Below are 15,689 nucleotides of genomic sequence, written 5' to 3'. Positions count from 1 at the left end.
GCGATTTTTGGTCTTTGTTCAACCGAGTATAAGCGTCGGATCAGCGGGACCGGTAGAGATAAATTCACCCTCGCCGAGAGAAAAACTCACGCTGAAAGACCCAGCGCGCTGGCTCCGGGTTCAATGCGCGCCGCCGCCATCGACCGCTGCCTTGCCCTTCACCGGCCTGGTCAGCCAGATCAGCCCGATCAGGACCACGAACAGCACGGACGACAGCCAGAACAGGTCGGTCGCGGCCAGCGTACTGGCCTGCACGCTCATGCGGCGCTCGATCACGGCCCAGGCGGCCGGCTCGGTCAGTCCCGCCGACACCAGCGATTGCACTGTCTCGGTAAATGCGAGATTGTGCGGCCCGGTGGTCTCCGCCAGCTGGGAATGGTGCACTGCGCTGCGGCTGTCCCACATGGTCGCCGTGATGCTGGTGCCGATGCCGCCGAACATGATGCGCACGAAATTCGAGAGGCCGGCTGCGGCCGGCATCTTGTCCGGTCCCAGGCCGGACAGGATGATGGACGTCAGCGGGATGAAGAACATCGCCATTGCCGCGCCCTGGATGATGGTCGGCACCATCAGCGTGAAGGTGTCGACGTCGGCCGTGAATTTCGAGCGCAACCAGAACACCAGCGCAAACACCAGGAAGGCGGTGGTGGCCAGCAGCCGCGCGTCCATCTTCGGCAGCAGCCGCCCCACCACCGGGGACAGGATGATGGCAAGTATCCCGACCGGCGCCATCACCATGCCGGCGTCGGTCGCGGTATAGCCTACCTGGGTCTGCAGCCACAGCGGCAAGACCACCAGGCTCCCGAAGAACAGCGCATAAGACACTGAAATGGCAACCACCCCGGCGCTGAAATTTCGCCCCCTGAACAGCGACAGGTCGACCACCGGGTGCGCCTCCCCTCGTTCCCACACGACGAAATAGACGAAGGCGATGACAGCGACAGCGGTCAGCGCGATGATTTCACCGGAATTGAACCAGTCCAGTTCCTTGCCCTTGTCCAGCATCAGTTGCAGGCTGCCGACCCACAACACCAGCAACGCCAGTCCGATCTTGTCGATCGGCAGTTTTCGCACCACCGATTCCCGATGGCGATAGAGCCGCCAGCAAGCCCAGGCCGTGAGCAAGCCTATCGGCAGGTTGATGTAGAAGATCCACGGCCAGCTGTAGTTGTCCGAGATCCAGCCGCCCAGCAAGGGCCCCATGATCGGCGCCACCAGCGTGGTCATGCCCCAGAACGCCAGCGCCATGCCGCTCTTTGCCGGCGGATAACTTGCCAGCAGCAGCGACTGCGACAGTGGAATCATGGGACCAGCCACTGCCCCCTGCAGCACGCGCGCCGCGATCAGCATCTCGATGCTGGGCGCAATGCCGCACAGGAAGGACGCCAGCACGAACAGCATGATCGACCAGACGAACAGCTTCACCTGGCCGATGCGCATCGTCAGCCAGCCGGTCAGCGGCACCGAGATTGCATTGGCCACGGCAAACGAGGTGATCACCCAGGTGCCCTGTTGCGGCGACACGCCCATGTCGCCGGAGATCGCAGGGATCGACACGTTCGCAATCGACGAGTCGAGCACGTTCATGAACACCGCCATCGACAGCGCGATGGTGCCCAGCACTCGCTGCGATCCATCCAGCGGCGGCAGCGGCTGCACAGGCCGTGTACTCATTATTTGCGCTGCCCGTCGGTCGCCGCCGCGCCAATGTTTTCAGCAATGATGCGCGCCACCATGGCGTCAGCTTGCTTGCCGGCGGCGTCGAACACCTGCGTGCGCAGGGCCGGCTGCGAGCCACCCTGGCCGAGCGCAACCGGTGCGCCCTTCTGCTCTGATATATCGACCTTGGCGTGCATCGACAGGCCGACGCGCAGCGGATGCTTCGCCAGTTCCTGCGGATCGAGGCTGACGCGCACCGGAATGCGCTGGACCACCTTGATCCAGTTGCCGCTGGCATTCTGCGTCGGCAGCAGCGCAAACGCGGAACCGGTGCCGGCCGCCAGCCCGACCACCTTGCCATGGTAAGTGACCTCTCTGCCATACAGGTCGGCACGCAGCGTGACCGGCTGGCCCACCCGCATGTGGGTGGCCTGTACTTCCTTGAAGTTGGCATCGACCCACAGCGCATCCAGCGGCACGATCGCCATCAGTGGCGCGCCGGGCGCCACCCGTTGCCCCACCTGCACCGAGCGCTTGGCGACCGTGCCGGTCACCGGCGCTGGCACCATCGCACGGGTCCAGGCCAGCCAGGCGTTGTGCAACTGCGTGCCTGCGCGCAGTACGTTCGGATGATTTTCCACCGAAGTGCGATCGGTCAGCACACGATTCGAGGCCAGCTGCTCGCGGGCCGCCACCAGGCCCGACTCCGCCGCTTCCAGCACGCTCTTTGCATGCGCGATGTCTTCCGTCGATACCGCGCCGGTGCCGGCCAGTTGCTGGCGGCGGTCGAGATCGCTGCGGGCACGGGCGGCATCTGCCGCGCGGGTGGCGACATTGGCCGACAGGGCATTGTTGTTCACATACAGCGTGCGCACTTCCCGCACCGTCTGCGCCAGTTGCGCCTGCGCCTGCCGCAAGGCCAGCTCGGCGTCGCTGCGATCCAGCTCTACCAGAGGCTTGCCGGCCTGTACCAGCTCGGTGTCGTCGGCATGAATGGCCACCACCGTGCCGGCCACCTGCGGCGTCACCTGCACGATGTTGCCGCCAACATAGGCGTCGTCCGTCTCTTCAAAGTGACGCAGCGCCAGCGCCCACCAGGCACCGTAGGCGAGCCCGACGAGTACCAGCACCAGCGTGGCCATGAATAGCGTGCGGGACCGGCCGGCGCTGCCACCGTTGCCACCGCTGCCTGCGTTGCCTGCGTTGCCTGCGTTGCCTGCGTTGCCTGGGGGATTTGTTTCAGTTTGATTCATGATCCGGACTTTGAAGAAGGAGAGTTTGCAACGGCAGCGCCATCATCAGCAGCCAGCGCGCGGGCATCGAAGCCGCCGCCCAAGGCCTTGATCAGGCCGACCTGCAGCTCGGCACGCCGCGCCACCAGCTCGACTTCCACCTTGCGCTGCGCCAGCCAAGCCAGCTCGCCGGCCAGCACCGGCAACATGTTGGCGGTGCCCTTTTGTTCGCGCTCGCGCGCCAGATGCCACGCCTGCTGTGCCGCTTCGCTGGCGACCAGCAGTTGGCCGGCCTGTTCCGCGGCGCCGCGCATCGACTGCACCTGATCCGCAACGTCGCGCAATGCTTCGGTCAACGCCTGGTTGTAGGAAGCCACTGCGGCGTCGTAGCCGGCGACCCGCCCTTTCAACTGGGCCCGCAATGCGCCCCCTTCAAACACCGGCAGGCGGATCGCCGGTCCGATGCCGATGATCTGACTGCCGGGATCGAACAGGCGCGACAAGCCCAGGCTCGACACCCCGGCGAATGCAGCCAGGTTCACGTTGGGATAGAACTGCGCGCGCGCGACATCGATGTCGCCCTGCGCCGCTTCAACCCGCCAGCGTGCCGCGACCACCTCGGGCCGGCGTCCGAGCAGCCCCGCCGGCAGCGCGTCGGGCAAGGCCAGCACCGAGGCCTGCGGCAACGCTCCCGCTGCAATGCGCAGCCCACGGTCCGGCCCCTGGCCCAGCAAGGCGGCGAGCTGGTTGCGGGTCAGCGCCATCGCTTCCCTCCACTGCGCCTGCTCGGCGCGCAGCACCGCAATCTGCTGGCGCGCCTGTTCGCTGTCGCTGCGCGTATCAAGCCCGGCCGCATAGCGCAAGCGCACCAGATGCTCCAGCTTCTCGCGCGCGGCCAGTTGCCGGCTGCCCAGGTCAAGCTGGGCCTGTTGCCGCGCCAGTTGCAGCCAACTGCGGGCGATCGCACTGGCCAGGATCAGGCGGCTGCTGTGCTGCTCCGCCTGTGCCACCCTGCCCTGCGCCAGCGCGCCACGCAGCGCAGCGGCGTGCCGGCCCCAGAAATCGAAGTCGTAGCTGAAGTCCAGCGTCACCTTGCTGTCGGTCTTGTAAGTGCCGGCCAGGGCCGGCGGCACCAGTCCATGTTCCGTATATCGCTGATAGGTTGCCGAGGCGCCCGCGCCGATCGACGGAGCGCGTGCGGAGCGGGCAGAATCGGCCAGCGCTGCAGCCGCCTGCACCCGCGCGGCCGCAGCCCTGAGGCCGGGGTTGTCGCGCACCGCTTCATCAACCAGGGCCTGCAACTCGCTGCCGCCGATCGAGCGCGCCCAGTCCAGCGCAGGCCAGTCACCACTGCCGCCCGGCAGCAGCGCGCTGCTGGCGTAGTCCGCGACGCTTGCCACCGATGCCGCTGGCTTGATTCCATCCTGGCTGGCGCATGCGGACAGCACCAGGGTCGCGGCGGCCGCTAGCGCAAGCTGCCTGATCGGCCCGATCGCGATCATTGCTTGTTTCATGCGGGATCCTCCTCCTGCAGCAACTTGCGCAGCAGCCGCTTCAGGGTCTCCGTTTCTTCCTTGCTGAAGCGGGCGAAATAGCGGTTCAGCACCTCTACATAGTTGGCCGGCAAGTTGGCGGCCAGCGCGCTGCCCGCTTCGGTCAGGCTCAGCTTGACCACCCGCCGGTCCTGCTCGCTCGGAAGCCGTTCGACCAGCCCGCGCTTTTGCAGGCGGTCCAACGTGCGGGTCATCGACGCCGAATCGATATACATCTCGCGCGACAGGTCGGCCGCGGTCTGGCATTGCCCGTTCCAGAGCAACATCAGGATCGCACCCTGCTGATGCGTGATGCCCAGTGGCGCCATCTGGATATCGAGCGTTTTCGCCAGCTTCAGGCGGGCACGCCCGAGCAGATAGCCGGGACTTTCCTGGACCTGGTAGCCGACCGTCGAAAACAGTTTGGGGGATTTCGTCATTTTCCTGCCCGATCAATTACTGACTAGGCAAGCATTCTAGCGAAGTCTGTTCTGAAACGCATCTGAAGCGGCCATCGCTTCGCGGTCGGCCGCGAAGCGAAAGGCGCCGGACCATTGCAGCAAGACTAATAGCTTGATAAACAACGGGGGCATCCCTATACTTAGCACTCGTTGGGAGAGAGTGCTAACAATAGTGCTATCCTCCCGCTTGATCGTGGATGGCTCACGCCGTCCCGCTGACGTGCCCGTGCGGCAGATAGTCGCCGCAAATAAATATAACCAACTGATTTTTAAGGAGTTTGTATGAGCCTTCGTCCTTTGCACGATCGTGTCATCGTCGAGCGTCAAGAAAAGGAAACCACCACGGCTTCCGGTATCGTCCTCCCAGGCGAAGCAGCTGAAAAGCCCGACCAGGGCACAGTCCTGGCCGTCGGTAACGGCAAGATCCTGGAAGACGGCAAAGTGCGCCCGCTCGACGTCAAGGTCGGCGACACCATCCTCTTCGGTAAATACTCCGGCCAGGCAGTCAAGGTCGACGGCAAGGAACTGCTCGTGATGCGTGAAGAAGACATCATGGCCATCGTCGTAAAAGACTAATCCCGATACAGAATCCAGAGAATCCAGGAGAAAAATATGGCAGCTAAAGAAGTTATTTTCGGCGACGCAGCGCGCGCCAAGATGGTCGAGGGTGTCAACATCCTCGCCAACGCAGTCAAAGTCACACTGGGCCCGAAAGGCCGCAATGTTGTTATCGAGCGCTCGTTCGGCGCCCCGACGATCACCAAGGACGGCGTCACCGTCGCCAAGGAAATCGAGCTCAAGGACAAGCTGATGAACATGGGCGCGCAGATGGTCAAGGAAGTCGCTTCCAAGACCGCTGACAACGCCGGTGACGGCACCACCACCGCAACCGTGCTGGCACAAGGCATCGTGCGCGAAGGCATGAAGGCAGTTGCAGCCGGCATGAACCCGATGGACCTGAAGCGCGGTATCGACAAGGCTGTCGCCGCCATCGTCGAAGAACTGAAATCGGTTGCCCGTCCTTGCACCACCTCGAAAGAGATCGCACAAGTCGGCGCCATCTCGGCCAACAGCGACGCATCGATCGGCGAGCGCATCGCTGAAGCGATGGAAAAAGTCGGCAAGGAAGGCGTGATCACGGTTGAAGACGGCAAGTCGCTGAACGACGAACTCGACATCGTCGAAGGCATGCAATTCGACCGCGGCTACCTGTCGCCGTACTTCATCAACAACCCGGAAAAGCAAGTCGCTCTCCTGGAAAACCCGTTCATCCTGCTGTTCGACAAGAAAATTGCGAACATCCGTGACCTGCTGCCGGTGCTGGAGCAAGTCGCCAAGGCTGGCCGTCCGCTGCTGATCATCGCCGAGGACGTCGAAGGCGAAGCGCTGGCAACCCTGGTGGTCAACAACATCCGCGGCATCCTGAAGACCTGCGCAGTCAAGGCTCCTGGCTTTGGCGATCGTCGCAAGGCCATGCTGGAAGACATCGCAATCCTGACCGGCGGCCAGGTTGTGGCTGAAGAAGTCGGCCTGTCGCTCGAGAAAATCACCCTGAACGACCTCGGCCAGGCAAAACGCATCGAAATCGGCAAGGAAAACACCACCTTGATCGACGGCGCCGGCCAGGCTGCCGACATCGAAGCGCGCGTCAAGCAGATCCGCGTGCAGATCGAAGAAGCGACGTCCGACTACGACCGTGAAAAACTGCAAGAGCGCGTGGCCAAGCTGGCTGGCGGCGTTGCAGTGATCAAGGTTGGCGCTGCCACCGAAGTCGAAATGAAAGAGAAGAAGGCACGTGTCGAAGACGCACTGCACGCTACCCGTGCAGCCGTTGAAGAAGGCATCGTTCCTGGCGGCGGCGTGGCCCTGCTGCGCGCTCGCTCCAACCTGAAGGTCAAGGGCGACAATGCAGACCAGGAAGCTGGCATCCGCATCGTGCTGCGCGCGATCGAAGAGCCGCTGCGCATGATCGTCCAGAACGCCGGCGAAGAAGCATCGGTCGTCGTCAACAAGGTGCTGGAAGGCAAAGGTAACTACGGTTACAACGCTGCCAACGGCACCTACGGCGACATGGTCGAAATGGGCGTGCTGGATCCGGCCAAGGTGACCCGCTCCGCGCTGCAGAATGCAGCGTCGATCGCTTCGCTGATGCTGACCACCGATTGCATGGTGGCCGAGCTGGTTGAAGACAAGCCGGCTGGTGGCGGCATGGGCGGCATGGGTGGAATGGGCGGCATGGGCGGAATGGAAGGCATGATGTAATGCCTGTCGCGCCGGGCAACCGGCGCGGCGCTTACCGCAACACGCAGCCGTATCATGAAAAAACCCGCTATCTCGCGATAGCGGGTTTTTTTGTGCCCGACGCGGACGGGTTGCCGGCTTCAGTCTTCCTGGCACATGTCGTGCATGTGGCGCTATTCGGATTTTGAAACCGTAGTCGACTGCGAAAATGCATCGCGCGGGTTCTCTCCATTCGTGGATTGGGCGCTTGATTTCAATGCAAAGTCCAGCGCGGTCATCAATTCACCCCTGCGCGCCTTCTCCTTCCCAAACAGCTTTTGCACAAGGCGTGCCCGGTGCCGCCTCGTCACTCGCGGCGGGGTGCTTGAGGAATCGCCGTTCATGGGACCAGTATCCGCCTTGCGTCCGGCAGCGCTGCCATTACTCTCGTTGCTGGATATCGAGTCATCGCTACTCGAGTCTGCGCCCTCGACCAAAAGGGAGTCATCGCTGCCGTCGCTGGCAGTTCCGGAGTGATCCGCCGGAGTGCCGAGCACTTTGCTCAGATCGATCACGACATCCGAGTTCTTCCCGCCTACACCGCCGCGAGCCCCATCATCAGTGTCATCAAATTCGGAGTCGTCCGAACTTGTATCGTCCGAATCCGCCGCGCTAACGATACTGTCGTCATCTTCCACATTGCCGCCGCTTGTATCGATGTCCAGCTCCGCCAGTATGTACTTCAGTTCTTTGCTGCACTCAAGATCGGAAAGCAGGCCCTGATCGGAAGTTTCAGCACCATCCCTGGCCTCGCTGATCAGCCGCTGCACCAGAGGCATGTGCGACAGCTTTGTCGCCGCACCGGCCTTGGCCTTGCGATCAAGCTGTATCTCGGCATTCAAGTAAATGCGTACTTGCTCCTGCAAGGCGTCCGCCGCATTTTTGCTGGCGGCAACTCTAAGCTGCTTCCCATCCACATGGAGCAAATTCGTCATGATGGCGATGCCACGCTGCTCGCGCAGGTCTACGATGTAATCGGCCAGGAGCCGAGCGTGGTACAGCCCGGTCTTGGCATCGCTTGTCACCCTTGAAGGTGTCCTGGTGGCCCACACCTGATCCATGGCAATCAGGAAATCGTCCTCATCGAAGCGATTGAAGAAAGTCCCCTTCAGATTCAGGTAACTTTCACTCAAATGCTTCAGTGCACCCCTGCGGTCCTTGGGGGCCGGATCTGCCGGCACCTTGACCGTTTTCTTCAAACCTCCATGCGTGGCCAACTTCTTGATCGCGATATCAACCAATACTTCGGACGGCAAGGCAGGCGCGCGTCGCGGGTCTTGCGCTGGCGCCGATCCAGCGTTGCCGCGCTGCGGATCTGTCGCCAATGGGTATTCGGCCTTGAACCGCGACGACAGCCGGTATTTGATGAAGTCGATCCGGCGGCGCTCGTCCGGAATACCCCTGGCAACCGCCTGCATGGCAGCCAGTTCAATTTCCGGCGTGCCCCAGACTTTCCGCAAGTCATTGATGACGGACTCGCTTTTTCCCTCGGGCGTGTCCGGATTGACGACCTCCGATACCTGGCGTGCCAGCAGACCCAGTGCCAGGTACTCGTTTTCGTAGGGCGATACGTACTTGTGTGTATAAGGGAACCCGCTTCGCTCGTCATAGGTGCCCGAGACAAGCCGCAATCCGACCGTCAGATTCTCCTGGCACATCAGGGCGATCAACTCGTCGGTGCCCAACAGTGCCTCCGTCAACCTGGCGTCCTCTCGCCGATGCTTGCTGTTGACGACCTCATCACCCCGCTTGTACATCTTGGTGGCGGTAAAAGTCATGTACGCTGTCGAGACTACAGAGATGAATGTTCCGACCAGATTTGCAGGCGCAGGCTTGGCCGGCCTCATTAGCTGCTGCATCAGGGCAACCTGCATCGAACCCACTCCGCTGACCACGTTGGCGCCGGCCTTCACCTCGCGTACCACGCCACCAGCAAGCTCCAGGCCCTGCTGACCCAGCACCCGCAGCATGTGCCGGGTGACGACTTCGCAGACAGCAGTGTTCCAATCATCCTTCGTTCGCCACTGGCTGATCAATTCCTCATCCTGCCTTTCTATCCATTTTTGAGCGAATTTCCTGATCTCCTGTGCTTTTCCTGCTTCGGCGCTGCCCTGGAATCCGTCGCAATAGGCTTGACCGATATATGCCAGCCCGGACAAGCCGAAGGTGACGGTCTGACCGATCGACGGAGAGCCAATTGCGTTCAGGATTTGCGCAGTAGCAGATGCGAGCAGATTGACTGGCAAGAAGGATTTTTCACGCATGGCAGCGTAGTAAGTCTTGTCGGCCTCGAGTCGCGCGGTGGGTGACAGTTCCGGAATTTTCTTGCATGCATCAAGGAAGGCCAGGACGGCCCAGGAGTCCGCCGGCGAGGGATCTTCCATGTTTTTCATGAAGCGGATGGCCCGGTCCATGTTCTCGTACGCCTTGGCTCGCTCTTTATAGAAAGACTCTTCAGTACGGTACACATCCCTGATCATGGTCGCGGTGTGGAATGCGGCGAGCACCGGAACTGCAACAGTGCAGGTGATCGTCAAATTTGTCAGCGCCGCGCTCTTTGTGTAGATCGAGGCAATGAATGTGGCGGCCCGCGCCGCACTTGTGAGCGCCCAGCTGTAATAGATAATGGATTGCCTGCGTCCATTCATCATGTCATGACTGGTCTGGTCGGATCGAAAGGCGTCGAGGATGGCGCTACTCCTGTTGTTCCAGGTCTCCATCCGCTTGACCTTGGTGTGCAATACCTTTTGCACCGGCCTGGACGCCAGCATTTTCTTCAGGTCTTCCGCGCTCTCCCGCAAACTCGCATACTCAGAAGAGGACGCCTTGTCCAATGCTTGCAGCAGCTTATTGAAGCCATCTGAGCCGAGCAGCTCCTCCGCCTTGGCGATTTCCTTCTCCCACTCTCTGGCCACCCAATTCAACTTGTCCCGGAAGCCTTTGACTTGATCCGCAGTAAGAATGGAGACTGCATGTTCCCAATCATCCCTCCTCTTCACCATGGGCGCTTTCGGCCCGGATGAGGAGCCCTCAGGGTTCATGTTCCTGGCCAGGCGATTGGAAAACATGCTATTCGCGTACGGATCGCTGCTTGAACTTGAAACCGTATTGCTTGAACCATCCATGTTCATCTCCTCATTGGTTGTTGTTGAGTGCAGCCCTTGCGTGGGGCGGGCATCTGGCATCAATCGTTACAGCAAGGACGGAAGTAAATTCGCGAAATCCCGATCTCATATCAGTCTCCATTTTTCTGAATGCTTGCTTGGTTGAAGCAGACGATAAGTGTCGGAGATCGCCCTTCGGTTCCACCATCGGACACGAGATTGCGGATTCGCAAAATGAACAGGTGTTATGGAACAGACGCCATCAATTGCCGAACACTGCATGTGAACGGATTGAGCATTCCTCGCAATTGCGGGTTCGGGCCAAACCCATGCGACGAGCCAAGCACGGCCTATGTAGCGCGAACCATGCGTGCGGTTCCCGGCAAGTCGATCTGCTTGCGTTGACGCAAGCGCGTTCGGAATCGGCTGCGCTTGCACAGGTTTCATCCCTGTGTACAGTGAGGATGGCATCAGGTGAGATGCGGCAAGACCGACTAGCCGATATCTGCACCAACGAACAGATATCAACTAAAAATCGACCAGCAAACTAGCTCGCTAAGGTTGCGGGCGCCATTCGCTTTCGCATCCGCGCCATCTCGCTCCTCGCGCCTCGCAGATTCAATCCTGCTGCACCGTGTAGCCGCCCTCCTGGATCGGCGCCAGCCGTCGGCCGCCGCCACGGGATTGCTCGGTACGTTCCTGCAGATGCAGCCGGGTTGCCACCCGTTGCAAGCGCTTGCGATTGTTTGCGGTCGCGCCGGGCATGTCGATGCGTGTGTCGATCAGTATGTCGGTGGGTATGTCCGCTGGTACGTCGCCTCCCGGCGCTGCTGGCGCACCTGTACCTTGCGTCTGCTGGCCACCCTGCGCAGCTTCGCCATCATCGTCGGCGGCGTCCCCCGGCTCGTCATTGTGCCGGTCCACCTGCTGCAGCAAGCCGCCCAATATGTGTCCACACTCCAGGTACGCGAGGATAGCGGGACGCGCAATCATGGCCTGTGCCAGCGCGTCCTGTGCCAGTTCCTGCAATATGCCCAGGCGTGCGGCACGATCATGCAGGCCAGCTTCCGCATAGCGCCGCACCAGCTCGCAAAACGCGGCCAGCGCCGCAGCCTGCCGGCCGGGGAGCACGGCTGCCAGCACAGCGGCATCTGCTGCACACATGTCGCTGATCGCGCCCAGCTGCACCTTGCGCTCGCGGCTGGCCACTTTGGCGAGCTTGCGCAGCACACGAAGTTCGATGGCAGGGCCAGTTGCGATACCGCGCCCGGCATGCTCGCGCGCGACTTTACCCACGGCGTGAATGAACTGCTCCACCGGAATCGTCCGGTGCAGCTCGGGTGCAATCCGACTCCAGGCGAGCAAGGCGCGTTCCGGTGTGTCGACCTCGCCAGTGCTTATGTGATGGATGCGGCACAGGCGGATGGCAATGTCGGCCACGGCCCCGGGCTTGATCTCCCGCTCCATGCCGTCCGCTTCCACTTCGAAGCTGGTACCGAACACCGGCGCCAGGCACTGCCTCAGGTAATCCAGCCGAAAGGCGGGCGCCTTGTACTGCGCCACCAACAACATGTCTTGCAAGTCGGTTTCGCGCATCTGACCGGTGTCGCGCAGCCAGGCCAGACGCTGCTCGCCGTGAGCGGATGCGCGCCAGCCACTGTCCAGCATGTCGTCGATCAGCAAGGCCATGACATGCATGCCCAGGAATTCATTCCGGGCCGGCTCGTACTCAAACTCCTGGTAGTTGAAGCCGGCGGACGCGCTGAATTTTCCGCGCGGCACCCGCAAGCGCTGGCTGCTCCCGTCCGGCACAAGAGCCAGCAGCTCGTCACGGGTATGCGTTGCGATCAGCAACTGTGCCAGCCGCTGGCGATTGCGCGTGTCGGTCGCCGCGTTGACGCGGCCACGCACTTTCAAGCCCGTACCCGTGTAATAGAGGCTGGCGACGGCATATATCGACAGGCTGACCAAGGCCACCAGGTCCGGCAGGACCCGCCCTTCCCGCAACTGGGCAGCCAGGGTGTACAGCGATGCCAGCGCGGCCGCCAGCATGCACAGGCCCTTGGCAATGCGCAGCCATGCACCCGCCACTTCGGCGGACTGTGTTGCCTGCACCCGATTGCCATGGGCGGTGAATACGATGTCAACGGCGCGCAGGGCACGGTCGGCCTGCAGCGCCTCGCCATGGTGGATTGCATACCGTCCCGCCGAGACGCAGCGCTCGCGGGCAGCGTCGCGCAGCGCGAGCGAGCGCGGCAGCTCGGCACGGGCACCCTGCATCACATCAAGGGTGCCCTGGCCCAGCTGTAGCAGGGCGGCGATCAGCTGCACGGCACTGCTCGCCTCGACCGGCCAATCCTGGGTTGCACCGGACTGCACCAGCCCGGAAGCAAGCAGGTTGACCGGCAGGAAAACGCAATCGCGCAGCAGCGAAGCATGGGCACGAAAGGCGTCCTGCCATGCCGGCTTCGACAGCTCCGGCAGCTTGCCGCAAGCGGCGATGAAAGCCACCCGCGCGCGGGCATCAGCGAGGCTGTGCTTGCCCGGATTGGCCATTCGATGCAGCGCACGGTCAAACTCTTTCAGTGCCCGGGAGCGGGCTTTGCGGACGATCTCGCGGCTGCGCAGACCATCCCGCCACATGCCTGCCGCATAGAAGAGCGCATGAAAGGGGGCGACGACGGTGAAACCCTTCGACGACCAACGCACGGCGCTCGCCACGGCGTCCAGCTTCAGGTAGCTCGCGGCCCCGGCCTGGCGTGCGGCCAGCTGCATGGAAGCGCTGGTCAGCCGCCCGATGCTGTTGGCTGACCACAGGAAATAGTTGGCAACCCGCAGCTTGAGCCCGCTGTTCTCGGGAATGCGTTCAAAAATCCGTTCCCAGGCCTGCAGCAGGCTGAGGCAGCAGCCGGGTGCGTCGAGATCCTCGCCGGCAGCCAGGCGCGACATCAGCCCCGGCTGGGACTCGATCACATTGCATGCCCACTTCCCGAACCGCATGAATTGCTCCAGCTCGGCTGCTGGAATGTCGTCGTCGCCGGCCACGCGTGCACTGAGGTTTTGCATGCGCTGCGAGCGCGCACGGACCGGTGGGCTTGCCGCGCCGATGGGCCGTGCGCTGTACGGGCTGCCGTGGGGGCTTCGCTGGCGTAGCCGGGGAACTTGGGCCGGCGTCTTTGCATCGCCATGCGCGGCCTGCAAGGGCGAGGCCGGCATGGACGGCGTGGAGGGCGCGGACAGATTGCGAAAACGCAGTTGCTGGGGGGATTGCGAACCTGGGGTGGCCATCGTGATTCCTCTTTCGGTACGGCAAAGCTGCCTTGGTGAGAAGAGGAAATGCACGGTTCCGCGATGTTTCGACCGCCGCACAATCAGGCGGTCGCGCATTTGCTAATCGACCTATGTGATCAGTTATCAAGCAAGGCTATAACCCAAGCCTATAAAACAAGGCTATAAAACAAGACTATTTCTATATGGAAAGATTAAGGGCAACTCAATCGGCAAACGAACGCTCTGCCAAAAAATACTCATGTGCGGCCAGGCCAATCCGGAGTGCGCTTCTCCAGGAACGCCTGCACGCCCTCCAGCGCGGACGCATCCATCATGTTGCATGCCATGGTCTGCGCGGCGAGCTGGTAGGCGGCGGCCGTACCCATTTCGAGTTGCCGATAGAAAAGTTGCTTGCCCATTTTGACCGACACCATGGGCTTGGCGCAGATGCCCGATGCGAGGCTTGCGATCTCGGCGTCGAGCAAGGCCGACGGCACCACGCGGTTGACGAGGCCGAAGCGCATCGCTGTTTCGGCATCGATGAAATCGCCGGTCAGCAACATCTCCATTGCCTGCTTTCGATGCACGTTGCGCGACAGGGCGACCGCGGGCGTGGAACAGAACAGGCCGAGGTTGACGCCCGATACCGCGAAGCGCGCATCGTCGGATGCAATCGCGAGGTCGCAGGTGGCGACCAGTTGGCAGCCCGCTGCCGTAGCCATGCCATGCACTCGCGCGATCACCGGCTGCGGCAGCTTCTGCATGGTCAGCATTATCTTGCTGCACTGGTCGAACAGCTTGCGGTAATAATCCTGGTCGGGATTCGCACGCATCTCGCGCAAGTCGTGGCCGGCACTGAATGCGCGGCCTTCTGCCGCCAGCACCACGACGCGTGCCGACTGGTCCGACATCAGCCGGTCGAATTCGCGCTGGAGCGCAGCGATCATTTCCGAGGAGAGTGGATTGAAGCGCTCGCCACGGTTCAGCTTCAGCGTAACCACCCCTTGACTGTCGCTTCGCAGCACCAGGTCATCTGCTGGCTGTCGGGTGTCCATATCCTGTTCTCCCTTGTACCTGGCGCCGGCAGCGGCGCCGCACATACTCGACCACTAGATCACTCGATCACTCGTCCGGTTGCTCTTCCTGCGACTCCCCCAGGCGGGGCGGCGGCTGGTAAGTGGCCAGCAAGTGTTCGCGGCTTTGTGGCGTCTCGAGCGAGATGCGGCCAATTGCGCCGCTGCGGTAATCCTGCAACAGGATATGCGCCGCCTTTCCGACATCGGGCTCGCCGCCTTTCAGTTTCAAGGCGCGGCGTTTGGCAATGCCTTCCAGCACCGCATAGCCATCCATTGCCTCGGTGGCGAAACCATAGCGTGCGGCAAGCAAGGGCGCGTAACGATCAAGCAGCAACTTCGCAAGGAATTCCGCTACTTCCTCCTCGATCACGGCATTGACGCCGACCGCATGGCTGGCTGCCAGCATCAGTCCGTCGGTCGGATGCATGATCTTCGGCCACAACATCCCGGGGGTATCGATCAGGACCATGTTGTTGCCCAGATAGAGGCGTTGCTGCGTCTTCGTCACAGCCGGTTCGTCGCCCACTTTGGCGACGCGTTTTTTCAGGAGCGCATTCATCAGCGTCGACTTGCCGACGTTGGGAATGCCCATGATCATCGCGCGCAAGGGCTTTTCGCTGGTGCCGCGGTGCGGCGCGGTCTTGATCGCCAGTGCGGGCACCTTTGCCACATCGGCCGGCTTCTTGCATGACAAGGCGACTGCCCGCACGTTCTTTTGCGCGTTGTAGTAGTCGAGCCAGGCGCGCGTGGCCTCCGGATCGGCAAGGTCGGCCTTGTTCAGGATCTTGAGGCACGGCCGTTGGCGGAAGTTGCGCAGTTCATGGATCATCGGATTGGTGCTGGCCTGCGGCACGCGCGCGTCAACCACCTCGATCACCATGTCGACCTTTTCCATCGACTCCGCGGCATTCCTGCGCGCGGCGTTCATGTGACCGGGGAACCATTGAATAGACATTCTGTGCGTTTTTCTGTGCTGGGGCGGACATTCTACTGGAGCGGACCGGGAAACCGGCGCCCGCGCGCCGGCCGGATCATGGACGGCACGCTGCCAGGCGTCGGTCAGGCTGCGGTCAGA

Annotated in this window: 11 protein-coding genes; 3 read left to right on the top strand and 8 right to left on the bottom strand. The window is 62.1% G+C overall.

Features of this window, described 5'->3' with window-relative positions:
- Positions 1–120: 120 nt before the first annotated feature.
- From FVE66_RS10570 to FVE66_RS10555, 4 genes are read right to left on the bottom strand one after another with little or no spacing between them, the layout of a single operon-like run.
- Positions 121–1,674 (bottom strand): DHA2 family efflux MFS transporter permease subunit, encoded by a 1,554-nt coding sequence (locus tag FVE66_RS10570; protein WP_151447408.1) that lies wholly within the window; start codon positions 1,672–1,674, stop codon positions 121–123.
- Entirely contained in the window at positions 1,674–2,912 is a 1,239-nt protein-coding gene (locus FVE66_RS10565; protein WP_151447407.1) for an HlyD/EmrA/EmrK family protein, read from the bottom strand. The genes FVE66_RS10570 and FVE66_RS10565 overlap by 1 nt, the downstream gene beginning before the upstream one ends.
- A complete protein-coding gene (locus FVE66_RS10560) occupies positions 2,909–4,405 on the bottom strand; it encodes an efflux transporter outer membrane subunit (protein ID WP_151447406.1) in 1,497 nt (498 codons plus the stop codon). The genes FVE66_RS10565 and FVE66_RS10560 overlap by 4 nt, the downstream gene beginning before the upstream one ends.
- Entirely contained in the window at positions 4,402–4,863 is a 462-nt protein-coding gene (locus tag FVE66_RS10555) for a MarR family winged helix-turn-helix transcriptional regulator (protein ID WP_151447405.1), read from the bottom strand. The genes FVE66_RS10560 and FVE66_RS10555 overlap by 4 nt, the downstream gene beginning before the upstream one ends.
- A 303-nt stretch (positions 4,864–5,166) precedes the next feature.
- Between FVE66_RS10555 and groES the strand changes: the two genes are divergently transcribed.
- From groES to FVE66_RS20380, 3 genes are read left to right on the top strand one after another with little or no spacing between them, the layout of a single operon-like run.
- Positions 5,167–5,460 carry a co-chaperone GroES gene (groES, locus tag FVE66_RS10550; protein WP_151447404.1) on the top strand — a complete coding sequence of 98 codons (294 nt, stop codon included), beginning with the start codon at positions 5,167–5,169 and terminating at the stop codon, positions 5,458–5,460.
- Positions 5,461–5,496: 36 nt separating this feature from the next.
- Positions 5,497–7,146 carry a chaperonin GroEL gene (gene groL / locus FVE66_RS10545; protein WP_151447403.1) on the top strand — a complete coding sequence of 550 codons (1,650 nt, stop codon included), beginning with the start codon at positions 5,497–5,499 and terminating at the stop codon, positions 7,144–7,146.
- Positions 7,146–7,313 (top strand): hypothetical protein, encoded by a 168-nt coding sequence (locus tag FVE66_RS20380; protein WP_206668749.1) that lies wholly within the window; start codon positions 7,146–7,148, stop codon positions 7,311–7,313. The genes groL and FVE66_RS20380 overlap by 1 nt, the downstream gene beginning before the upstream one ends.
- Here the strand turns inward: FVE66_RS20380 and FVE66_RS10540 are convergent.
- From FVE66_RS10540 to ylqF, 4 genes are all read right to left on the bottom strand, one after another.
- Entirely contained in the window at positions 7,299–10,289 is a 2,991-nt protein-coding gene (locus tag FVE66_RS10540) for a hypothetical protein (RefSeq protein ID WP_151447402.1), read from the bottom strand. The genes FVE66_RS20380 and FVE66_RS10540 overlap by 15 nt on opposite strands.
- Positions 10,290–10,886: 597 nt before the next feature.
- Positions 10,887–13,556, bottom strand: a complete 2,670-nt coding sequence (locus tag FVE66_RS10535) for a hypothetical protein (protein ID WP_151447401.1) — start codon at positions 13,554–13,556, stop codon at positions 10,887–10,889.
- Between the two features lie 239 nt (positions 13,557–13,795).
- Positions 13,796–14,593, bottom strand: a complete 798-nt coding sequence (locus FVE66_RS10530; protein WP_151447400.1) for an enoyl-CoA hydratase — start codon at positions 14,591–14,593, stop codon at positions 13,796–13,798.
- A 67-nt stretch (positions 14,594–14,660) separates the two neighbouring features.
- A complete protein-coding gene (gene ylqF, locus FVE66_RS10525) occupies positions 14,661–15,569 on the bottom strand; it encodes a ribosome biogenesis GTPase YlqF (RefSeq protein WP_151447399.1) in 909 nt (302 codons plus the stop codon).
- Positions 15,570–15,689 lie beyond the last annotated feature (120 nt).

The sequence above is a fragment of the Lacisediminimonas profundi genome, assembly GCF_008831265.1.
Classification (GTDB): Bacteria; Pseudomonadota; Gammaproteobacteria; order Burkholderiales; family Burkholderiaceae_D; genus Lacisediminimonas; species Lacisediminimonas profundi.
The sequence above is the reverse complement of the archived record's forward strand: the minus strand, read 5'-3'. Positions and strand labels throughout refer to the sequence as shown.